The following is a 21,715-nucleotide window of genomic DNA, read 5'->3' on the forward strand; positions in this document are numbered from 1 at the left end:
GTTCCCGGTGCGTGAGAATGGTCCTGTTTTTTTTGGGGACGAACTCCGGCCGGAAAAGCGCTTCCCGGCCGGATCGACTGCAAGTGCTTACAAGGCCGACGGTTCCGTGTCTTCCGGCGCGGTGCTGGCGATGGCGTCGATGCCGACCGCTTCGCTATCGTCCGGCATGGCCGCCACGGTCGTCTTCACCGTGGTGAAAAAGGCGTCGGCGACCGGGCCGGTTGGTGGCGGCGGTGGCGTCGGCACCTGCGGCGGCGACGAGGTGTGCGTATCGCTGCCGCAGGCGGTCAGCAACAGCATCGCGCAGATCAGACTGGGTTTTTTCATGGTGCTCTCCTGATGGTGTGATTACTTCTGCGGCGAGCCAGGAATCGGCGATTTGAGGTACGGGAAGGCGGTGCTGACCATCGTCTCGTCCAGATACGCGCCATCGGTAAAGCGCAGCGCGCCGGCCGGTGCATCGCCTGGCGCGCAGCCGATGTTGATGGTGCACAGCTTGCCCATGACGACGCGCAGCGCCACGTCGACCACGTCGTCGCCCGGACGGCGGCCGTTCGGGAAGCCGGCGTTGTCGCCGTCAATCACGCCAAGGCGTTTTTGCGCGCCTGGCGCGGTCGGTGCGATCGAGGTATTCAGGCGCAGCATTTCGGATGCGGTGACGGTCTTCGGCTGGTTCACGCCCTTGATCCCGGTCAGGAAGGTCGCCACCAGGTCGTTGCGCGGGAAGTTGGTCGGGGCCTTGGCGCCGGCGCTGCCGTACAGGATCTCGACCAGCGCAGGCAGGGTCGGGTTGGTGACGTAGTCGGCGAACTGGCCGTCGTTTGAGGGCTTGCTGTGGTTGAAGCGGTCCTTGTCCTTCAGGCCGATCACGACTTCATTGACCAGCGGCATGCCGAGACGCGATACCTGGACCCAGGCGCCGCCTTCTTTCGAGACATCGGCGTCCGACTTCGGCGTCGGGTTGATCAGGCGGCCCTGGCGCAGGCTGGCCGTGGTCCAGCCGCCGATGACCGGGTCGCCGGCGCTGGCGTTGAGCAGGCACGAGGTCGGCATTTCCATGCTCAGGGTGGTCACGTTCTTGTTGGCCAGGTCATCCTTCGCGCCTTTTTCGGCGTTGGCGCTGAACTCGACGGCAGGCGCCTTGATGTTGATCAGGTCGAACGTTTCGCCGAGGTTGACGACGAAAGGGTCCTTGCGCTGGCCGACGAACAGTTTGGCCGGCGCCGGGCAGCCGGGCACGGTGACGTTGTACATGTGCCTGGCGGCGTAGGCGTCGTAGTTGGCGATCGACTTGTTGCCGATGTTATCCAAGGGCTTGTCGAAGGTGGTGCCGCCGCCGTCGGCATTGGCGACGACGGCGCGGGTGCCGCTGCGGCGGTCGCCGCGCACCACGGTGACGGTGAAGGTTTCGCGCACGTTGGCGCCGGCGGCGTTGGCGTCGGCGATCGGGCCGCCATTGATCACGAGCGGAATCGAGACTTTTTTACCGCCCACGGTCAATTGCGTATCTTTATTGGTATTCTTGAAGCGGAACTGGAAGGTGATGTCTTCCCTGGCGTCGCCATTATTATCGACATGGATTTCGTAGAGCGCGTCCGGGTCCATCATGAAGTAATTCGGGCCGCCGTAGGCATCCTGCAGCGGCACATAGTTGGCGATCAGCGTTGTAAAATCGCTGCGGCCAGCCTGGTAACTGCGGAACATGTAGAAGTCGGTGGCGTCGACCTTGGGACTGCGCGTAATGAAAGGCGCTTCCCGGTGGCTCGATGCAAATGCCGACGGCGCGAATGCGCAGGCCAGCAGGTTGCCTGCCAGTACCGCGCCGATGGTCGCCCGTACGCTCATCTGATTCATGTTTCTCTCCTCGTTATAGGTTTTCACACTGATGTGTATGCAGATATACGCGGCGGTCTCGTCGCCGGATTCACTTTATGCCAAATAAATTTTTATGAATGCAGTGTTAAGCTGAAACCCATGAACAAAACAACCGAACCATTCCTGGCCGCCACTTTCATCAAAGAAATCGGGCGCGGCAAAAAAGGGGCGCGTAGTATGTCGCGCGACAATGCGCACGCGCTGTACGGGGCGATGCTCGACGGCAGGGTGTCCGACCTGGAGCTGGGCGGCATTTTGCTGGCGATGCGCATCAAGGGCGAATCGGTGGACGAGATCGCCGGGTTCCTCGATGCGGCCGAGGCGTCGTTTGCACCGCTGGTGGCGCCGGCGGGTCCGTATGCGCCGGTGCTCGTTCCGAGCTACAACGGGGCGCGCAAACTGGCCAACCTGACCCCGTTGCTGGCGCTGCTGCTGGCGCGCGAAGGCGTACCGGTGCTGGTGCATGGCGTGACCAGCGATCCGGGCCGGGTGACGAGTTTCGAGATTTTGCGCGAACTCGGATTCGAGGCGGCCGCGTCGGCTGCCGACGTGCAGGCCGCGTTTGCGACGGGCAAGCCGGCCTTCATGCCGATCGACACGCTGGCCCCGAAGATGGCGCAGATGCTCGCGCTGCGCCGCATCCTGGGCGTGCGCAACTCGACGCATACCTTGGTGAAAATCTTGCAGCCGTTTGCCGGGCCGGCGCTGCGCCTGGTCTCGTACACGCATCCGGAATACCTGGAGATGCTGGGCGAATACTTCACGACGATTGCGCGCGAAGGGCGGGGCGACGCTTTCCTGATGCGCGGCACCGAAGGCGAAACCGTGGCCAACGCCAACCGGGCGCAGCAGATCGACTGGTTCCATGACGGCGAGCGCACCGTACTGGTGCAGCGCGATGCACCAACGGATGACGTGGCCGAGGGGCCGGCCGAGCGCGACGCGGCCACGACCGCAGCCTGGATTACCCGTGCGCTGGCGGGCGAGGTGCCTGTGCCGCCATCCATTACCGAACAAGTGGCACAGTGCTTGCTAGTTTCAAAGTCAATACAGGCAAACACAGGTGCGCATCATGGGGAGCAAGGGTAAGGTTTATCTGGTGGGGGCGGGGCCGGGCGATCCGGAACTGCTGACCTTGAAGGCGGTCAAGGCGATCGCGGCGGCCGACGTGTTGCTGGTGGACGACCTGGTCAATCTGGCGATCCTGGCGCACGCCGCGCCCTCGGCGCGCATCGTCCCCGTGGGCAAGCGCGGCGGCTGCCGTTCCACTTCGCAAGCATTCATCGAACGGCTGATGGTGGCCGAGGCGCGGGCCGGGCGGCAAGTGGTGCGGCTCAAGGGCGGCGACCCCTTCATTTTCGGGCGCGGCGGCGAAGAGCGCGCGCACCTGATGGCCGAGGGCATCGCGGTCGAGGTCATCAACGGCATCAGCAGCGGCCTGGCGGCGCCCTCCTCGATCGGCGTGCCGCTGACGCACCGCGACTGGAGCTCGGGCGCCATCTTCGTGACCGGGCACGAGCGTGGCGACGAGGCCGGCAGTGCCCGCACGCCGGACTGGGCCTTGTTGGCGCAGACCGGGCTGACCCTGGTGATCTACATGGGCGTGGCGCGTTGCAGGCAGATCCAGGCGGCGCTGCTGGCTGGCGGCAAGGCCGGCAGCACGCCGGTGGCCGTGATCCAGTCGGCGACCGGGGTGGGGCAGATGCAATTGCTGACGACCCTGGCCGACCTGGTCGACGACCTTGCCGTGTCCGGCCTGGGCAGTCCCAGCATCATCGTGATCGGCGACGTGGTGCGCTGCGCCGATGTCGCGCTTCAGCATCTCGACCAATATGAACCGCCGGCAAAGCTTGCATAAGCGACGAGGGGTGTAGTGTTGCAAAACCGGGGTCTGTCCCCGGTTTTACAACTTCTGCGAGGGGTTCGGGCCATGGCCGGGCTGCGCGGTTTACAATCACTGTTTTAGTGATTAGCGGAAACCGGCATACGCCATGGCAAAACAATTTGATGTAGCAGTGATCGGCGCGGGTGCGGCCGGGATGATGTGCGCGGCTGTCGCCGCCCAGCGCGGCAAACGGGTGGTGTTGATCGATCATGCGGAGAAACTTGCAGAGAAGATCAGGATTTCTGGCGGTGGACGTTGTAACTTCACCAATATCAATACGGCGCCGCAGAATTTTTTGTCGCATAATCCCCATTTCTGCAAGAGCGCCTTGTCTCGGTATACCCCTCAGGACTTTCTGACGCTCGTTAAGAAACATCGCATCGGTTATCACGAGAAGCATCGCGGCCAGCTGTTTTGTAATGAGTCGGCCGAGCAAATTATCCAGATGCTCAAGGCCGAGTGCGCCAGCGGCGACGTGACCTGGCGCATGCCGTCCAAGGTCGAGTCGCTGGAAAAGACCGCCGACGGCTTTTTCATCCTGACCGACAGCGGCGAGATCCTGGCCGACAGCGTCGTCATCGCCACCGGCGGCTTGTCGATCCCGAAAATCGGCGCGACCGATTTCGGCTACCGCATCGCGGCCCAGTTCGACCTGAAAATGGTCGAGCCGCGCCCGGGACTGGTGCCGCTGACCTTCGACGGTCCCAGCTGGGAAGCGTTCGTGCCGCTGGCCGGCATCGCCCTCGAGGTGGAAGTGGAAACCGGCTCCAACAAGGGCAAGGGCAACAAGCGCGGGCATTTCCGCGAGGATTTGCTGTTCACCCACCGCGGCCTGTCGGGTCCTGCCATCCTGCAAATTTCCAGCTACTGGCAGCCGGGCACGCCGATCATGGTCAACCTGCTGCCCGACATGGATGTGGCGCAGGAACTGATTGACGGCAAGAGCACGCTCAAGAAGCAGCTGGGCAACGTGGTGTCCCAGTGGCTACCGGTGCGCCTGGCCGAGGGCTTGATCGCGGTGGCTGGCTTGAGCCCGGATGCGCGCCTGGCCGACTTGCCGGACGCTAAGCTGCGCAAGCTGGGCGACGCTATCAACCGCTGGGCCATCGTGCCGACCGGCTCGGAAGGCTACCGCAAGGCCGAGGTGACCCTGGGCGGCATCGATACGCGCGAGCTGTCGCAGCAGTCGATGATGGCCAACAAGGTGCCGGGCCTGTATTTCATCGGCGAGGCGGTCGATGTGACCGGTTGGCTGGGCGGTTACAACTTCCAGTGGGCCTGGGCCTCGGGCGTAGCGGCCGGGCAGGCGGTGTAAGCGGCATCACGGCGGCTGTTGCGAAATAGCAAAATAGGAAGGGGCTTGAGCGAAAACCTTCCAAAGCTGTGGAAACGGTGCTATTATCTCGTTCTTCCCTAAATCTAACGGTTTGATTTTTACATGACCACTATTCGCCTTAAAGAAAACGAGCCGTTCGAAGTCGCAATGCGTCGCTTCAAACGCACCATCGAAAAAACGGGTCTGCTGACCGAACTGCGCGCACGCGAGTTCTACGAAAAGCCAACGGCTGAGCGCAAGCGCAAGCTGGCAGCTGCCGTGAAGCGCCACTACAAGCGCATCCGCAGCCAGCAACTGCCTAAGAAATTATTCTAAGACTGTCCAGTCGAACCTGATCCGGTGACGGCCAACAGCCTGTCCGGGTCATTGTTTTTACTGTAGTCGCAGACCCGCTCCGGTTTACCGCAGCGGGTTTTGCTATTTGGTTTTTTGCTGTGCATTACCTGATCTCTATTAATTATCCATACGAGGATTGCCATGGGCTTGAAAGAACAAATTACCGACGACATGAAAGCGGCGATGCGCGCGAAAGAAGCGGACAAGCTGAAGACGATCCGCCTGATCCTCAACGATATCAAGCGACGCGAAGTCGATGAGCGTATCGAACTGGACGACGAACAAACCCTGGTGATCATCGAAAAAATGATCAAGCAGCGCAAGGATTCGATCAGCCAGTTTGAAAGCGGCAATCGCCAGGATCTGGCCGATATCGAAAAAGCCGAGCTGGCCATTCTTGTCGCCTACATGCCTGCCGGCTTGTCGGAAGCGGAAATCGCTGCCGAAGTCGCCGCCGCCGTGACCGCTTCGGGCGCCGCCGGTCCGCAGGACATGGGCAAGGTCATGGGCTTGCTCAAGGCAAAATTGCCAAAAGGCACGGACATGAGCGCCGTTTCAGGCCTGATCAAGAAGGCGCTCGCGCCGGCCTGACCGTTGTACGCGGCGTTCGCGCAGAACGCCGCGCGGAAGCCGCGTCGGCTAGACGTCGCGGCACGCCGACGCGCCCGCGTCTTGTCGCAGATCAAATCTGCGGCGGGCGCGGCGGTATAGTCTGACCTGACACAAAGACTGTTCATCGCACGTGATTCCACAATCCTTCCTTACCGATTTGCTCAACCGTATCGACATCGTCGATGTGGTCGGCCGCTACGTCCAGTTGAAGAAGGGCGGGGCCAATTTCATGGGCCTGTGCCCGTTCCACAGCGAAAAATCCCCCAGTTTCACGGTCAGCCCCACCAAGCAGTTTTACCATTGCTTCGGTTGCAGCGCGCATGGCAACGCGGTCGGCTTCCTGATCGAGTATTCCGGCATGGGCTTCATCGATGCCGTCAAGGACCTGGCCCAGGGCGTCGGCATGGTAGTGCCCGATGCGGATGACAAGATTCCGCCTCTGCAACGTGCGGCCAACCAGGCCCAGGCGCTGGCCCTGACCGAAGCCATGACCCAGGCCTGCGATTACTACCGCGGCCAGTTGCGCGGCGCCACGAATGCCATCGCCTACCTGAAAAACCGCGGCCTGACCGGTGAAGTGGCGGCCCGCTTCGGCATGGGCTACGCCCCGTCCGGCTGGGATAACCTGCGCACCGTGTTCCCCGATTACGAGGTGCTGGCGCTGGTCGAGTCCGGCCTGGTGATCGACAAGGTCGATGAGGACGGCGGCAACAAGAAGCGTTATGACCGTTTTCGCGAGCGCATCATGTTCCCGATCCGTAATACCAAGGGCCAGGTGATCGGCTTTGGCGGGCGGGTGCTGGACCAGGGCGAACCGAAATACCTGAATTCCCCCGAAACGCCGCTGTTCCAGAAGGGCCTGGAGCTGTACGGCCTGTACGAGGCGCGCCAGGCCATCCGCGACGCCGGCTACGTGCTGGTGACGGAAGGCTATATGGACGTGGTCGCGCTGGCCCAGCTTGGCTTTCCGCAAGCGGTGGCGACCTTGGGCACGGCCTGCACCAGTACCCACGTGCAAAAGTTGCTGCGCCAGACCGACAGCGTGATTTTCAGCTTCGACGGCGACAAGGCCGGCCGCCGCGCCGCCCGCCGCGCGCTCGAAGCCTGCCTGCCGCAAGTGAGCGACAACAAGATCATCAAATTCCTGTTTTTGCCGTCCGAACACGATCCGGACAGTTTCGTGCGCGAATTCGGTGCCGATGTATTCGAGCAAGAGATTCACGAAGCCATGCCGCTGTCGCAGTTTTTGCTGCGCGAAGTATCGGGCGAGCACGATCTTTCCACCTCGGAAGGGCGCGCCCACGTCCAGTTCGACGCCAAGCCGCTGCTGCAATCGATGTCGCCCAGCTCGCTGCGCCTGCAGATCGTGCGCGGCCTGGCCAGCATGACCGAGTCCACGCCGGCCGAAATCGAGGCCCTGTTCGAGCTGTCCAAGCCGGTGTCGGTGGCGCGCCGCGCGCCGCCGCGCCAGGGCCGGCCGGAGCCGGTCGGTCTGGAATTGCAGATTTTGCGCCATCTGGTGGCGCATCCGCCGCTCAGCCTGGAACTGGACGAGGCCGCACTGGCGGCATTCAACCATTTCGGACCCGACGCGGCCGAGCGCTTGCTGTATCTGGTCGCTTGCGGCCAGGCATTGGGGCCGAACGGCGGCTTCGCGGCCTTGTCCCAGCATTTGAAGGATACCAGCAACGAATACGATGGCTTGATCGCTGAAATTGCCTCGGAGCCGGAATCGGATATTGACAGCGTGAAATTGTGGCTGGTCGGGGCTGTGAGGCAGATCAAACTTGCAGCGCTTAAACAGGAGCTGACCCAGTTGTTTTCCGCGGGCCTGACCTCAGATCAGGTGGGTGTGCGCTACCGCGAAATCATGGCCGAGCAGAAGCGGCTGGAGGACGATGGCGCGCCGGGTTAGACCCGGCGCAAAGCATGAAATCGGAAGCCCGCACAGGGGGCGTTTGGCACTGGAAAAAGACGGACTGCGTGCTATAATAAAACGATAAGTGTTGTGTTCGCAGAAATTTTTTCGTTGTCCGTAAGTTGTATTTCTTTCAGTGAGTTAGGCTCTTGATCGGCGCAAAGATGGTGGGCGTCGGCGGCTCGGGCCAGCGTTGGTTGCGACGGCAGCGCCGTCGATGGCAAACATCGGTTTGCCTTCCAGCCACGCACGGCTCGCGCCTCCAACCGCCGTTGTATGCAGTAGACTACTGCCGAAATCGCGCGGGTCGTGCCCGTAAGGTGATGTAAAGGTGTTATGAGTGCAGCAATGCCGGAGGGGTCTGCGAAGGCCGGTCCGGGGACGTAGGGCCCAAAAGGCCGGCAACAAACTTTATCTTAATCCACCATAAAGCTAGTCGTTGTGACATCGAAAGCGCCTGTGCCAATCAAGAAACCTGAAACCAAAGCGGCTGATAAGCCAACGAGAATGTCCGCCAAGGCGGATAAAGCGCAAGACAAGGCGGAAACGCGCAGCCCGAGCGCGAGCGCGACGCCTGTCGTCAGCCAGACCACCGATGCCGCCGCGCTGGCCGCGATCGACACGTCCGGTTACGTGCTGCCCTCAGTCAAGGTACCGGGCAGGCGCGGGCGCAAGCCGAAAGAATTCCAGCCCGAGAACGATGAAGTCGCCGCCCTCAATGCGGTCGAGCGGGCCGAGCTGAAGGCAGTCGACAAGGCCAAGGCCAAGGACCGCAAGGCCAAGGAAAAGGCCTTGCTGAAAGACGCGTTCTCGTCGGACACCGAAGCGACCGAAGAAGAACTCGAGCGCCGGCGCCAGAAACTCAAGACCCTGATCAAGTTCGGCAAGGAACGCGGTTTCCTCACCTACGCCGAAATCAACGATCACCTGCCCGAAAACATCGTCGATCCGGAAGCGATCGAAGGCATCATCGGCACCTTCAACGACATGGGGATTGCGGTCTACGAACACGCGCCCGATGCCGAAACCTTGCTGCTGTCGGACAATGTGGCCACCGTCACCAGCGATGACGAAGCCGAGGCCGCGGCCGAAGCGGCATTGTCGACGGTCGATTCCGACTTCGGCCGCACCACCGACCCGGTACGCATGTATATGCGCGAGATGGGTTCGGTCGAGCTGCTCACGCGCGAAGGCGAGATCGAAATCGCCAAGCGCATCGAAGACGGCCTCAAGGACATGATCCAGGCCATTTCGGCCTGCCCGGTGACGATCGCCGAAATCATTTCCGCCGCGATCCGCATCCAGAACGACGAAATCAAGATCGACGAGATCGTCGACGGCATGGTCGATCCGGACGAGCCGCTCGAACCGGTCGTGGCGCCGGTCGCCACCGACGAGGATGAAGACGAAGAAGAGGCCGACGAGGAAGAAGAGGAAGAGGAAGAAGAAAACAATGCTTCCGGCGCTGCGGGTTTCTCGGCCGAACAGTTAGAGGCGCTGAAAAACCAGGCGCTCGAAAAATTCGACATCATCTCGGTGCAGTTCGACAAGATGCGCAAGGCCTTCGAGAAAGACGGCTACAACTCGAAAGCCTACGTCAAGGCGCAGGAATCGATTTCCAACGAACTGCTGGGCATCCGTTTCACCGCCAAAGTGGTCGAGAAACTGTGCGACACCCTGCGCGGGCAAGTCGATGAAGTGCGCCATATCGAGAAGCAGATCCTCGACGTGGCGGTGAACAAGTGCGGCATGCCGCGCGCCCACTTCATCAAGGTATTTCCTGGTAATGAAACCAATCTGGACTGGGTCGATGGCGAAGTCAATGCCGGCCATGCATACTCCGCCATCCTCGGACGCAATATTCCGACGATCAAGGAATTGCAGCAGCGCCTGATCGACCTGCAGGCGCGCGTGGTGCTGCCGCTGCCGGACTTGCGCAACATCAACCGCCAGATGGCGGCTGGTGAAATGAAGGCGCGCAAGGCCAAGCGCGAAATGACCGAGGCCAACTTGCGCCTGGTAATTTCGATCGCCAAGAAGTACACCAACCGCGGCCTGCAATTCCTCGACCTGATCCAGGAAGGCAATATCGGCCTGATGAAGGCCGTGGACAAGTTCGAATACCGTCGCGGCTATAAATTCTCCACCTATGCCACCTGGTGGATCCGCCAGGCCATCACGCGCTCGATCGCCGACCAGGCGCGCACGATCCGCATCCCGGTGCACATGATCGAAACGATCAACAAGATGAACCGGATCTCGCGCCAGATCTTGCAGGAAACCGGCGCCGAGCCCGATCCGGCGACCCTGGCGATCAAGATGGAAATGCCGGAAGATAAAATCCGCAAGATCATGAAGATCGCCAAAGAGCCGATCTCGATGGAAACGCCGATTGGCGACGATGACGATTCGCATCTGGGCGACTTCATCGAAGACAACAATACCCTGGCGCCATCGGACGCGGCGCTGCATGCCTCGATGCGCGGCGTGGTCAAGGATGTCTTGGACTCCCTGACCCCGCGCGAAGCGAAAGTGCTGCGCATGCGTTTCGGCATCGAGATGTCGACCGACCACACCCTGGAAGAAGTGGGCAAGCAGTTCGACGTCACGCGTGAGCGGATTCGCCAGATCGAAGCGAAGGCGCTACGCAAGCTGCGTCATCCATCGCGCTCCGACAAGCTCAAGAGCTTCCTGGAAGGTAATTAAGCCTTGACGGGCTGAGGCGAAAAGCCATATCCTCTCGCCACTTTGTGACGCGGGGCTACGTTTTTGGCGTCATTCCCGTTGCCGCGATGTCGGGCGTTTTACCGGGAATAGCCGGTATTTAGTACAAATTTTGGGCCTGTAGCTCAGTTGGTTAGAGCAGAGGACTCATAATCCTTTGGTCGACGGTTCAAGTCCGTCCGGGCCTACCAAACAGAAGAGGGGAACAGCGTGAGCTGTTCCCCTTTTTCATATTGCCGGAGCTTGCGACTTGTCAACTTGGGCGGTGGCGAGGCCGGGCGCGGTGCCTATGGCCAGTATGTCGCGCGCATGTCCGCCCCCTTTCAACGCGCCTGAGGCTACGTCTGCGCCAGCACGATCAGCCCACCGTATTTTTCGAGCAGCACGGCAATCCCGTACAACAGCGCCCCAAGCGCGCCGGCGCCCACCAGCATATTGATCCTGAACCCCAGGTAGCCGACCCACTCCAGCGTCACCAGTACGAAAAAACATAAGAGGATGCTGGCGCTGACTTTCAAGTCGAGAAACACGTAGATCAGGCTCGCCGCGACCGCCAGCAGGATAAACAAGGCCATGTACCGGTTGCGGTGCGGCCTCAGCGGCCACGGCGAGGCGCCCACCAGCAAGGCAACCGCCAGCGCAATGGTGCAGTAATACTCGATGCCGGCCGCGAAATAGCCGGCCGCTTCCCACTGCATACCGGTGCTGCGCATGACGCAATACGCCGTGAGCACGATCAGATGGCCGAATACCATCGCGTTGAGCAGGCGTTCGTCAAATTGCAGCGATAGCGTGCCCGGCGTGTACAGCATGCTGAACGAAAAAACGCCGGACAGGCAGACTGCGGCAAAAAATCCGAATATGCCCGACTGGTACATCAAGGCCAGCGCGCCGAAATAGAGCATACCAAGCAAACTGTCTGCGCTGTGCGGCGCCCGGCGGTACAGGGCAAGCTTGTTTAGCGTTCGTCCAATGACCTCATAGCTCATTACCATCCACACCACCAGCATGACGTTCGCAAAGCCGCAGAACAGCGCCACGTAAAACGCTTGCGATGGCCAGATCGCGTGCGGACGTAGCGTTCCGAACACGGTCAGTGACAGGAACACCAGCTGGTACGCAATGGTCGGCACTTTGCTCACGTAAATCCACAGCGCCTTGCTTATTTTAAGGATCGCGTCGTAAAACACCACCAGGAAACAGATCACCGCGACGACCTTGATCAGATTTACCCAGGACATATATTTCGACCACATCGATGGGGTGTTGATCTGCGCATTACCGGCCGCGCCGACCGCTTGCCGGAAATCGCCCGGGCTGACATATTTGTCCGTCACTTCCTTTGCCACCGGCTCGCTCAAATAACCGTCTTTGCGCATCTGTTCGATCAATCCGGTTTTGATATCGGCGGCAGTGCGCGCTGGCACTGGCGCGGGGGCCTGGGCAAACGCGCCCATGCTCAGGATGAGCATCCAGCACACAAAGAACAGCCTGCACGCGTTGACCATGTCTATTCCCGCATAAAAATATTGCGAAGAGAGTAACACGAGGGCATGAAAACTAGCGGACCCAGCCATTGAGAACCATCAAAAGCGGGCCGGAATCGACCGATACACTCGACCATTGAAGCGGCCGGTTTGCACTGCATGCACGGCGGCATCAGGACCTTTCGCTGCCACCTTTTTGCGCAGCACTCTCAAGGAGAAACTTCATGAAAACAATACTCTCAACCATCGCCACTGCCTTCGCGATGGCATTTGCCAGCGGCGCCGCCTTGGCCCAGCCCACGGTGTCCACCTCTCAAGTGGGCACAGGCAACAGCCTGTACGTGGTGCAGCAGGCCCCGGATTATGAATTCTACGAACTGACTGCCACGGTCAAGCAGACAGGCAATAACAACGTGGCTGGCGATCCGCTGTCCAAGACTCCCGGCATTTTCCAGATCCGCTCGTACGATGCTTACGCTGAGATCGTGCAAAACGGAAATAGGAACGGGGCCTCCATTTCGCAGGACAATATCTACCGCAGCGGCACGAACATCAAGCAAGTCGGCGCCGATAACAAGGCGGTCGTGAAGCAAAAGGATTCCGGTGAAGTACCCAATACGGTCGAGCAGATCGGCAATCGCAATCTGGTCAATGTCGATCAGCTTTACGTATTTCCGTTCAGTATCCGCGCCTATCAGAACGGCAATGACAACAATATCACTGCCAAACAGATCAACTCGGGCTTCGGCGGGCCGCTGGTGGAGCAGGTCGGCAATCTGAACAAGGTCACGATCGATCAGGATAATGCGCTCTATTCGGGGGTGCAGGTGCAGCAGACCGGCAACGCCAATAATGCCAGCGTCAAACAGAAGGAGTCGTATTTCACGCGCGAACAGACCATTATCCAGAAGGGCAATGACAACCTTGCCAGCGCCGACGAGCAAGGCCAGGATAATGCCAGCCGGATTGTCCAGACAGGCAATCTGAACAAGGCGACGGTGGTCCAGCGCCTGGACTACAGCGAGTCGCTGGTCAGCCAGACGGGTAACAATAATATCGCGTCCGTCACGCAAAACGGTGGCAATAACTACGCCACGCCGAACAAGGCCTCGATCATCCAGAACGGCAATGGCTTTGCCGCCGCGATCAGCCAGAGCGGCAGCGGCAATCAGGCCGGTGTGGTGCAGCAATAGCAGCGCCGGTAGTACCGGGAGCCTGGCCAGACAGGCTCCCTGCCGCACATCGGCCCTTACTCGTCCCGGTTCAGATTGCCCTTCACCTGCATCAGCAGTCCGAGCAGCACTTGCTGCTGCTCCTCGCTCATCCCCCGCACCGCCTGCGCGTTCAGCTTGCCCGCTTCGGCCTGGGCCGCCTGCTGGATGGCCCTGCCGGCATCGGTCAGGGACAGGTGCGTGTTGCGCCGGTCGGCCGGATCGGCTGCGCCCAGCAGCAAGCCGCGTTCGCGTAGCGCCGTGATCAGGCGCGCCACCTGAGCCTTGTCGCGCCCGCTGTGGCGCGCCAGTTCGCTCTGGGTCGAACCCGGATGATGGCCGAAAAACGCCAGCACCTTCGCTTCCATATGGGTCAGTTCGTGCCGGCCATCGCGCAGGGCCTGGAATTGTTGCGAGCGGTACTGGTGCATGATCGAATGGATCAGCTCCAGCACGGCATCCCGGCGCGCCTCGCCAGAATGGTTGACATTGTCATTTGATTCGTGGATGATAGGGGACATTGTCAACCAATTGAAAGATAAAACGATGAGTATAGACGCTCCAGTCAGCCGTGTGCAGCGTGTGCGCCACGAGCTCAAGATTCGCCGGGTCGAGGTGCTGAGCGTGCGCGCCATCGGCAGCCATTTCCGCAGCATTAGCTTCGGCGGCGCGGCGCTGCATGATTTTCACAGCGCCTCGTTCGACGACCACGTCAAGTTCATTCTCGGCGATGGGCCGGATGCCGCCAAGCGCGATTACACGCCGCGCAGCTTCGATCCGGCTGCGGGCGAGCTGGTGATCGAATTCGCGCTGCATGGCGACGGTCCCTGCGCGGCGTGGGCGGCCCAGGCCGCGCCCGGCCAGCAAGTCATTATCGGCGGTCCGAAAGGCTCGCTGATCATTCCGGTCGATTATGAATGGCATTTGCTGGTGGGCGACGAAACCGGCTTGCCCGCAATTTCGCGCCGCCTGGAAGAACTGCCGGGCGGCACCCGCGCCACCGTGATCGTCAAGGTTGACGATGCGGCCGACCGGCGCGCCTTTGCCGGCCAGGCCGAGGTCGACCTGCGTTGGGTCGGCAGCGATGCCGAGCTGCTCGCCGCCGTGCAGGCGTGGGCGCTGCCGGCTGGCGACGGCTATGCCTGGTGCGCCGGTGAGGCCGCGACCATGGCCGCCGTGCGCCAGGAACTGGTCGGCGTCAAGGGGCTGGACAAGACGGCGATTCGCGCCGCCGCCTACTGGAAGCGCGGCGGCAGCGGCTTTCACGAGAACCTGGAGTAAGCAGGCGCGGATGGTGCGCCGTCGGCTGGGGCGTCGAACCAGATGCCGTAGCGGTCGCCTTGCCACGAAAACAAGTAAAACAGATACGCCGTGGCCAGCATGATCACGCCGCCGGCCAGCGCCGCTTCGCTGACGAACCCGAGCAGGCAAAACAGGAAGCCGGTGACGTGCGACATCGCTTCGATGCGCTTGGCAACGCGCCGGGTCGGGTGGATATGCAAAAAGCTGAAGCCGAACCAGCAGCGCAGCCACAGCGGTAGTGAATGCCAGTTGTCCGATTGTTTGTCGATCACGAAGGTCTCCTCGTTCAGGGTTGCCACCTCTACATCGAGCGCTGCAGCAAGACATTTAAGCGACTCCACGCTGGCCTTGTGGCCGCTTTCGATGCGCTGGATCGTTCTCACGTTCAAGCCCGACATCTGGGCTAATTGTTCCTGAGAAAAATGGCGGCTGAGGCGAAGTTGCTTGAGGATCATGCTGTCTCCGGATGCTGGTGAACCACGAGTATTCCGCGATTCTAGCGGTGTCGGTGACGAAACGCCCCCGACATTGGCCCGACAATGGCCGCCACGCCCCTGGTTTCCCTAGATTTGACGCGTTTCGAGCACCTGCGCGACGGCCGCGACGGCGCGCGCGACATCGGCATCGCCAGTCTGCCAGTTGCATACCGATACCCTCATGCACCGCTTTCCACGCCAGGTGGTGTTGCTGAACAGCGCTTCGCCGCTGGCCAGCACGGCGTTGCTGACCTCATCCGTCCAGCGGTCGTGATCGCTTTCGCCGGCGTCCGGCGTCCGGTCGAGAAACCGTACCAGCCCTTGATTGACCGTCGGTTCCCATACAAGTTCCGCGCCGGGCAGGGCGGCGATGCCGGTCACGAGCGCGTGTGCCGCCGCGCAACAGCGCTCGACCATGGCGGCGATGCCATCGCGCCCGAGTTCGCGCATGGCGGCATAGGCAGCCACGCCGCGTCCGCGCCGCGACCATTCCGGATTCCAGTCCTTGGGTTCGCGCACCTTATCGTTGTGGGTAACATAACTGGCCTCGTAGGACATGGCGCGCCGCTGCGCATCGGCATGGGCAATGAAGGCGAATCCGCTGTCGTAGGGCACGTTGAGCCACTTGTGGCCGTCGGTCGCCCAGGAGTCGGCACGCGCCACCCCGGCCAGCAGATGGCGGTAGCGCGGGCTGGCGTTGGCCCACAGGCCGAAGGCGCCGTCTACGTGCACCCAGGCGCCGTAGCGGTGCGCCAGCGGAATGAGCTGGGCAAAACAGTCATAGGCGCCGATGTTGAGGTCGCCCGCCTGCAGTACCACGATGACCGGGGCACCGGCGCTCTCGGCAAGTGCCTGTTGCAAGGTGGCCGCCGCGAGCTGGCCGGCCGCATTGACCGGCAGGGCCCGCACGGCGCCCGTGCCCAGGCCCAGCAAACGGGCCGCGCGCGCGATGCTGCCGTGCAGCTGGTCGCCGCTCAGGATGCGGATCGCCGGCGCGCCGCACAGCCCGTCGCGCTCGACATCCCATCCACGGCGCGCCAGCAGCGCATTGCGGGCCGCCGCCAGGGCGGTGGCGTGCGCCATCTGGCAGCCGCTGGTGAGGGCGAAGCTGGCGTCGCGCGGCAGGCCGAGCAAGTCCTTCAGCCAGCCGCCGCAGACTTCTTCGATCACGGTGACCGCCGGCGCGCAGGCAAAGGTGGCGGCGTTCTGGTCCCAGGCGCTGGTGAGCCAATCGGCCGCCAGCGCGGCCGGCAAGGCGCCGCCGATCACCCAGCCGAAAAAGCGCCCGCCGGCGCTGCCGTTGATGCCGCCGGCGGTGTCGGCGGCCAGCTCGTCGATGACTTGTGCTGCCGGCAGGCCGGCGTCGGCCAGCGGCCTGGACAAGCGGTTGCGCAGGGTGTCGAGGCTGGCGCGGGCGCCGACCGGCTGTTGCTCCAGATGATCAAGATGGTCGAGGGCGTGGCTCAGGGCACGTTCGAGTGCCGGGCGAAACGGGGAAGCGGTTGTCATGGCGGTTTGCAAGCACCTTCATTGATTGTGTAGTCCCGAGCGTAAAGCCGGCGCCCGGCGCGCGCAAACGATCTGTTGCCGCTTTCACTATAGCTGGGCTAAAGTGAGGCCATGCAGATTCCTCTACAGAGCTTGTATACCTTCTTTGTCGTGTGCCGCGCCGGCAGCATGAAAGAGGCCGCGCGCCAATTGCATGTGACGGCCGGCGCGATCAGCCAGCGCATCCGCGAGCTGGAGTTGCGGCACGGCCAGCGCCTGTTCGAACGGACCCGGGCCGGCGTGGTGCCGACCGTTGCCGGGGCGGCCTTGTATGCGGATATCCGGGCCTCGTTCCAGCAGATCGAAACCGTGGCGCGCCGCGATCTGCCGGATGACACTGCGCGGCAACTGGTGGTGAGCGTGATGCCGTCGTTCGCGTCCGGCTGGCTATTGCCGCGGCTGGGCGACTTTGCCAGGCGCCATCCGGCCGTGTCGCTCGCGATCGACAGCGATGCACGCGTGGTCGACCTGAAAACCGAGGCGGTCGACTTCGCCATCCGGCATGGGCTGGGACACTATCCCGGATTGGAGGCGCGCTGGTTGATGTCGCCCGCCATGATCGTGGTCGGCGCGCCGGGCTTATTGCGGCAGGGGCCGCCGATTCGCTGCCCGGCCGATTGCCTGGCCTACCCGCTGCTGCATGACCGCGAGCGCCAGGATTGGCGCTTGTGGCTGCAAGCGAGCGGCAGTGAATCGCCCAAGGCGCGGCGCGGGCTCTCGTTCAGCGACGAACATATGCTGGTGCGCGCCGCCTGCGAAGGGCAGGGGCTGGCGCTGGTGCGCGATATCTACGCCGCCGCCGACCTGCAGAAGGGGATTTTGTGCAAGGCGCTTGAGGGGCAGTGGCCGACGCAGTTCGGCTACTACCTGGTCGGTTTGGCGGACAGCTTTGCCGCGTCGGGCGCGCGCGCTTTCGTGGAGTGGATAGAGGTCGAAGCTGCGCGCGCGCCGTGACGCAGGGCTGGCAATGGCGTGGCCGGCCGCAAGCGGGCGGGTGGCGCTACAGCTTGTCAGAAGACCGCTAGCCGCGTCCGCTGTTGGGGACGGTCGATATTAACCTCGCGCCGCAACTGGTTGCATGGCCTTCGAAGGCAACGGGTATGCCGTGGATCAGCACTTTCGGATCCCCCTCGACGATGACACATGCGCCATGGCCCGGAATCGGGCAGGAGCAGCGGTCGCCGAGGCGCGCAACCATGATGCCCAGTACCGTGGTGGTCGGGGCGGCGGAAATAACTTTGCCGCCGTGGGTGGTGGGGTCGTTCAGACGAATGACGAGACGCATGACGGGTCCTCGCGAACAGTGTGCTTGAAGTCATTCATTTGGAATAGCCTTGCGAGCCGGGCGTGGCGTCGTGACGCAAGCCCCACCATGGAAGGTAGGCGTTGTTCTCCCCACGCGCACGAAACCATGGTGCGTCAGGATTCAAAGGACGCACGGTTGCCGGCGGCGTGACGAGCACTGCGGTCGTTTCGTCGGCATCGGTCGTGCCCGCAACCAGGACGTGTTTGCCCATGTGATTGGCCATGGCAATGCCGAGTGCAACGTTGGTGAGCGCGGTGCCGGCGCCCATCTCTCCCAGCAGGGCGGGCGTGTTGAAGGTTTGCTTGGCGAAATCGAATTCGACCAGCTCGGTGGTGAAGGTGTGGGCCAGGTTGGCCAGCCGGTCCGAGGATGCCGCATGGGTGTTGTTGGCGTCGTGAATGACGAAGCCGATGTCGCCTGTGGTTTTGCCAGCGTTGAGGGTGGCAGCGGACAGCGTCGCTTGCCATGCCTGCACGGCGCGGCTGGGTTTGCCTTGTTGAGCGTCGAAGTCGGCGACCTTCTTGCGCGCTGGGTAGCTCAGCCATGCGAGGGCGGCACGTTCGGTGTTGTAGTTAGGGCCGGCGAGAACCAAGAGCACCATGTTCTCGTTGATCTGTTCGTCTTTGGGCGGAAAATTCGGGGCGTCCCAGTTCATGACCCAAACTGTTTCGTTCGGGTGTGCCTGCAGGTAGTCGAGTCCTGCGGACAGGGAGGTGAAGCCGGCGTTCGGGCCGCCCATGGTCACGCGTACGTCCGGTGGCGTGCTGCGCGACCATGTGGTTGGCATATGCACGTTACCGATGGAAAAGGTCTTAATGAGATAGTCGCGCGTCGTTTCTGCGGCGGTAAGCGGATCGAGCCTGCCGACAGGAAGGGCATATTCCACATGAATTCCTGCCAGTTCGCGCCAGGTTTTCTTGTCAGTGAGCGAGTGCGCATTATAGAAGTACTTGGGGTTTGAGAAATAGATGTCGTGAAAAAGCACAGTTAGCTTATTGACGTATTTTTCGTGAAAGCCTTCAAAGGTTTCTCTTCCATCGTTGCCGTATGCTATTTCTGTGATCGCCTGGAGTTTCGTGTATTTCTTTGGATTTTTTCTGACCATATCATCGTCTTTGTTGGGCTGAACTAGCCCTAATGTCCATAATAACTGCCATTCAGTTGGGTAATCGCGCCGTTGCAGTGGATTGAGCCATTGCACTCCCACAACTTGGGCGGCGAACGGAGCGGCTGGTTTAACGGCGGGAGCTGGCGCGGCACTTCCGACTTTAGCGTTGGGTTTGATTGCGCAGGCAGTAGTGAACGCAAGTACTGCAACTGCAAGTAGAGTGGGTAAAACTAGCAAACGAGTCATGATTTCTCCATCAGTTGATTTCTTGGATGAGGCGTTATCTGCGTGATAATTGAACCAGAGAGAGATGCTCATCGCGATGACAAATGAAAGCACTGCCCAGCTGAAGCGCTTTTTTCTACTGGAAACAAGACCATTCATGAGTTTCCGCCTTTCTTACTTCCGAAGATTTCTCGCTGATCAATAATTTTCGACGGCATCCTGCCGCTGACAGAATTTTTCGCCCACTGCTCAACCGATTGCTCAGAAAACTTTCCGTATTGAAAATAATTTAAAAATACGTGGTGACTATCGTCTTTATTTAATCCATCAAGATGACGCCAATCCGCGGACATCCTCAATTTGTGCAAATCTTCTTTCTTTATATGGCAACAGCCAATCGCCACGTCATACGCCAACGCCTTCTGTGCATGCATCCCATTGGTCATGATCGTCGAGTGATCGGTAGCATGCGCATTGATATTCGCGGCAAGGTTGGACTTGATATGTTTTGAGCGCCACGCCTTGTAGTGGTCGCTGGCGCTTGTCGGGTCGTCTTCCTCCTTAACCTTTGCGTCTTTTTTATACAAACCCTCGCGCTTGGCCTTCATGCGCAACATGGCGTGATGTTCATAACGTAGCGATGCCTCGCTCTCCTTGTCGCCTTTGGCCGCACCGGCAGGCTTGGCCTCGGCACCTGCGGTATCTTCGGCCGCCGTGGCTTGCTCGTCCTTGTAGGGATCGCCATCTTTGTATTCCCGGCCCTTGTTGCGATATTCCCCCGGCGCGTCGAAACCCTGATCGAAGTTCTTGCTGGACTGCCCAAAGCGCAGGCCTTCGGGTAAAAACGCTTCCGGCAGGATCGGCGCGGTCAGCGGAACCGTCCAGTCGTCCGGCGGTAGCGCGTTGATGCGTATGCTCGTTACCCCGGTCGCGACGATCATCACGGGCGCTGTTATGACCGTCCAGATTTTTCCGACAAAGGAGGTGTTGGCATCGAGTCCCTTGGATATCGAATACCTTGCCTTGGGCGACTCCGGAGTCCAGAATGCCTGGCTGCCACGCTTGGGCTTGTCGTATTGGTTTTCCCAAAAATCGTACTTCCCTTGCGGCCCCACCAAAAATTCATGGGAAAAGACACGCTGGCAAAACGTCCCACCGCCGCTGGTGGCATCGATTTCCTGTTGACTCAAGCCGCGCCAGCCGATTCCCTGCACGGTGCTTGCAGAGATCACTTAGTCATGCGGATTGAAATACAGTGTCACGCGGCCATACGTCGACGGTTTAAGTCCGTAACCGTACTTGTTGCGGTCGGACTGAGCGTCGAAGCCGTGCGCTTCGTTCTTCATGAATTCGTCGATGCTCCGCACCGGTTGCTCCTTCGGGATCTGCTTGCGCAAAATGTCGAAGAAGGCAGCGAGAGTGCTGTTACGCGCGGACAAAGACTGGCGCCCACCGTTGCCCTGAGCGTCTTTCATGTCGCGCTCGGCCCAGCCCTGGGTAGCGTTTTTACCCACCAAGCTGAACGGCGGGTTGCAAAGTACGTAGGTATCGGCAACGCAGCGCCCGCTTTTTCCCTTTGTATCCGTCACATCGGCCAGTTCGTCGCCGATAAACGCGGCAGCCATGGCAACCATATTGCCCTGGCTATGACAGACGATGGTGATCGGCACGTCAGCCTGCTTCTTACGCAAAGATTCGATCAGCTTGGCCAGGCGCAGCGCCGCCAGCACGTAATAAGGGCGCGGCGGGCACGCATACACGTCACGGTTATTGGTGGGATTCAAGTGCTGGACATGCAGCCACAGAAACAGCTGATCGGATAAGCCACTGCTCCACAAATCGGGCAGCGCCGTGCACCCGTTGGCAAACGGCCCGCCGCCCCAATAGTCTTTTTCATTGAGATATAGTCCGTCGCCGTATTCCTGTAAATCTTTAGAACTGGCTTTGTAACCCCAACGGAACCGGATCACCGGAGAAAAATGATCTTCCTCTGAAATGAATTTTTTCGCCGAGCATTCAGGATCAAGAAACCCATCCTCCGTGAGCTCCGCGCGATACTGCACCGGCCTGAGTTGCCCGCCCGCCGGGGTCGAAAATACCATGTGTTCATCGCGCCGCTTGAGCCGGTCGTTCAGTCCCTTGCATAATCCATCCTCAGCCTGCTCGTACCACTCGCCGTCGGAATTGACGCCGTGTACGAAGATGATGATGCCAGGCAGCGGCAACTGCATCAGCACATCGAGGTGCTTGGAGTTAAGCAGGGAAATGCCACAATTGACGCCCACCATCAGGGCATCGGGTTCATCGAGTGGGCTGCAGGCCGCTGTCGCGCCCTGAGCTTGTTCCGGGTTGGAAGATGGGTTCAT

At 61.0% G+C, this 21,715-nt stretch carries 20 protein-coding genes and 1 tRNA gene; 11 read left to right on the forward strand and 10 right to left on the reverse strand.

All coding sequences use genetic code 11. The features are described from left to right. Positions 1-87: 87 nt before the first annotated feature. Entirely contained in the window at positions 88-327 is a 240-nt protein-coding gene (locus F1609_RS01875) for a hypothetical protein (protein WP_167074093.1), read from the reverse strand. Positions 328-348: 21 nt separating this feature from the next. Continuing rightward, entirely contained in the window at positions 349-1,854 is a 1,506-nt protein-coding gene (locus F1609_RS01880; protein WP_167074095.1) for a DUF4331 domain-containing protein, read from the reverse strand. A 120-nt stretch (positions 1,855-1,974) separates the two neighbouring features. On the opposite strand from F1609_RS01880, the gene ybiB reads away from it, so the two are divergent. The 8 genes from ybiB (at position 1,975) to F1609_RS01920 (ending at position 10,877) form a co-directional block, all read left to right on the forward strand. Next, entirely contained in the window at positions 1,975-2,964 is a 990-nt protein-coding gene (gene ybiB / locus F1609_RS01885; protein ID WP_167074097.1) for a DNA-binding protein YbiB, read from the forward strand. After that, positions 2,948-3,733, forward strand: coding sequence for a uroporphyrinogen-III C-methyltransferase (cobA, locus tag F1609_RS01890; protein WP_167074099.1), 786 nt, complete (start codon positions 2,948-2,950; stop codon positions 3,731-3,733). The genes ybiB and cobA overlap by 17 nt, the downstream gene beginning before the upstream one ends. Positions 3,734-3,866: 133 nt before the next feature. Further along, positions 3,867-5,075 carry a BaiN/RdsA family NAD(P)/FAD-dependent oxidoreductase gene (locus F1609_RS01895; protein WP_167074101.1) on the forward strand — a complete coding sequence of 403 codons (1,209 nt, stop codon included), beginning with the start codon at positions 3,867-3,869 and terminating at the stop codon, positions 5,073-5,075. A gap of 123 nt (positions 5,076-5,198) precedes the next feature. Then, on the forward strand, positions 5,199-5,411 hold the full coding sequence (rpsU, locus tag F1609_RS01900) for a 30S ribosomal protein S21 (protein ID WP_008451879.1): 213 nt from the start codon (positions 5,199-5,201) through the stop codon (positions 5,409-5,411). 162 nt (positions 5,412-5,573) lie between these two features. Further along, positions 5,574-6,023, forward strand: coding sequence for a GatB/YqeY domain-containing protein (locus tag F1609_RS01905; RefSeq protein ID WP_167074103.1), 450 nt, complete (start codon positions 5,574-5,576; stop codon positions 6,021-6,023). A gap of 151 nt (positions 6,024-6,174) precedes the next feature. Beyond that, entirely contained in the window at positions 6,175-7,959 is a 1,785-nt protein-coding gene (gene dnaG / locus F1609_RS01910; RefSeq protein ID WP_167074105.1) for a DNA primase, read from the forward strand. A 510-nt stretch (positions 7,960-8,469) separates the two neighbouring features. Beyond that, positions 8,470-10,668, forward strand: coding sequence for an RNA polymerase sigma factor RpoD (gene rpoD, locus F1609_RS01915; protein ID WP_167074107.1), 2,199 nt, complete (start codon positions 8,470-8,472; stop codon positions 10,666-10,668). Between the two features lie 132 nt (positions 10,669-10,800). Continuing rightward, a tRNA-Ile gene (locus F1609_RS01920) sits at positions 10,801-10,877 on the forward strand. 147 nt (positions 10,878-11,024) lie between these two features. Here the strand turns inward: F1609_RS01920 and F1609_RS01925 are convergent. Further along, positions 11,025-12,194 (reverse strand): hypothetical protein, encoded by a 1,170-nt coding sequence (locus F1609_RS01925; protein ID WP_167074109.1) that lies wholly within the window; start codon positions 12,192-12,194, stop codon positions 11,025-11,027. Positions 12,195-12,397: 203 nt separating this feature from the next. On the opposite strand from F1609_RS01925, the gene F1609_RS01930 reads away from it, so the two are divergent. Beyond that, positions 12,398-13,366: a hypothetical protein gene (locus tag F1609_RS01930; protein ID WP_167074111.1), complete on the forward strand. Its 969-nt coding sequence runs from the start codon at positions 12,398-12,400 to the stop codon at positions 13,364-13,366. Between the two features lie 56 nt (positions 13,367-13,422). On the opposite strand, the gene F1609_RS01935 is transcribed toward F1609_RS01930, so the two are convergent. Further along, positions 13,423-13,905 carry a MarR family winged helix-turn-helix transcriptional regulator gene (locus F1609_RS01935; RefSeq protein WP_167074113.1) on the reverse strand — a complete coding sequence of 161 codons (483 nt, stop codon included), beginning with the start codon at positions 13,903-13,905 and terminating at the stop codon, positions 13,423-13,425. A gap of 25 nt (positions 13,906-13,930) precedes the next feature. On the opposite strand from F1609_RS01935, the gene F1609_RS01940 reads away from it, so the two are divergent. Further along, positions 13,931-14,665, forward strand: coding sequence for a siderophore-interacting protein (locus F1609_RS01940; protein WP_167074115.1), 735 nt, complete (start codon positions 13,931-13,933; stop codon positions 14,663-14,665). Here F1609_RS01940 and F1609_RS01945 read toward each other — a convergent pair. Both F1609_RS01945 and F1609_RS01950 read right to left on the reverse strand, forming a co-directional pair. Next, positions 14,647-15,141 (reverse strand): helix-turn-helix domain-containing protein, encoded by a 495-nt coding sequence (locus F1609_RS01945; protein WP_167074117.1) that lies wholly within the window; start codon positions 15,139-15,141, stop codon positions 14,647-14,649. The genes F1609_RS01940 and F1609_RS01945 overlap by 19 nt on opposite strands. Positions 15,142-15,249: 108 nt before the next feature. After that, the gene (locus F1609_RS01950) at positions 15,250-16,671 is read right to left on the reverse strand and encodes a pyridoxal phosphate-dependent decarboxylase family protein (protein WP_167074119.1); all 1,422 of its coding nucleotides are present in this window, start codon (positions 16,669-16,671) and stop codon (positions 15,250-15,252) included. Between the two features lie 111 nt (positions 16,672-16,782). Here F1609_RS01950 and F1609_RS01955 point away from each other — a divergent pair, with 111 nt between their 5' ends. Next, complete coding sequence (locus tag F1609_RS01955; protein WP_167074121.1) at positions 16,783-17,664, forward strand: LysR substrate-binding domain-containing protein; 882 nt, start codon at positions 16,783-16,785, stop codon at positions 17,662-17,664. A 67-nt stretch (positions 17,665-17,731) separates the two neighbouring features. On the opposite strand, the gene F1609_RS01960 is transcribed toward F1609_RS01955, so the two are convergent. Genes F1609_RS01960 through F1609_RS01975 form a run of 4 tightly spaced genes read right to left on the reverse strand, consistent with a single transcriptional unit; the run spans position 17,732 to position 21,715 of the window. Further along, entirely contained in the window at positions 17,732-17,995 is a 264-nt protein-coding gene (locus tag F1609_RS01960) for a PAAR domain-containing protein (RefSeq protein WP_167074123.1), read from the reverse strand. Between the two features lie 34 nt (positions 17,996-18,029). After that, a complete protein-coding gene (locus F1609_RS01965) occupies positions 18,030-19,508 on the reverse strand; it encodes a virulence factor (protein WP_167074125.1) in 1,479 nt (492 codons plus the stop codon). Then, on the reverse strand, positions 19,505-20,581 hold the full coding sequence (locus F1609_RS01970; protein WP_167074127.1) for a hypothetical protein: 1,077 nt from the start codon (positions 20,579-20,581) through the stop codon (positions 19,505-19,507). The genes F1609_RS01965 and F1609_RS01970 overlap by 4 nt, the downstream gene beginning before the upstream one ends. After that, positions 20,582-21,715, reverse strand: coding sequence for a T6SS effector phospholipase Tle3 domain-containing protein (locus tag F1609_RS01975; protein WP_167074129.1), 1,134 nt, complete (start codon positions 21,713-21,715; stop codon positions 20,582-20,584).

It is taken from the genome of Massilia aquatica (genome assembly GCF_011682045.1).
Lineage (GTDB): Bacteria > Pseudomonadota > Gammaproteobacteria > Burkholderiales > Burkholderiaceae_D > Telluria_A > Telluria_A aquatica.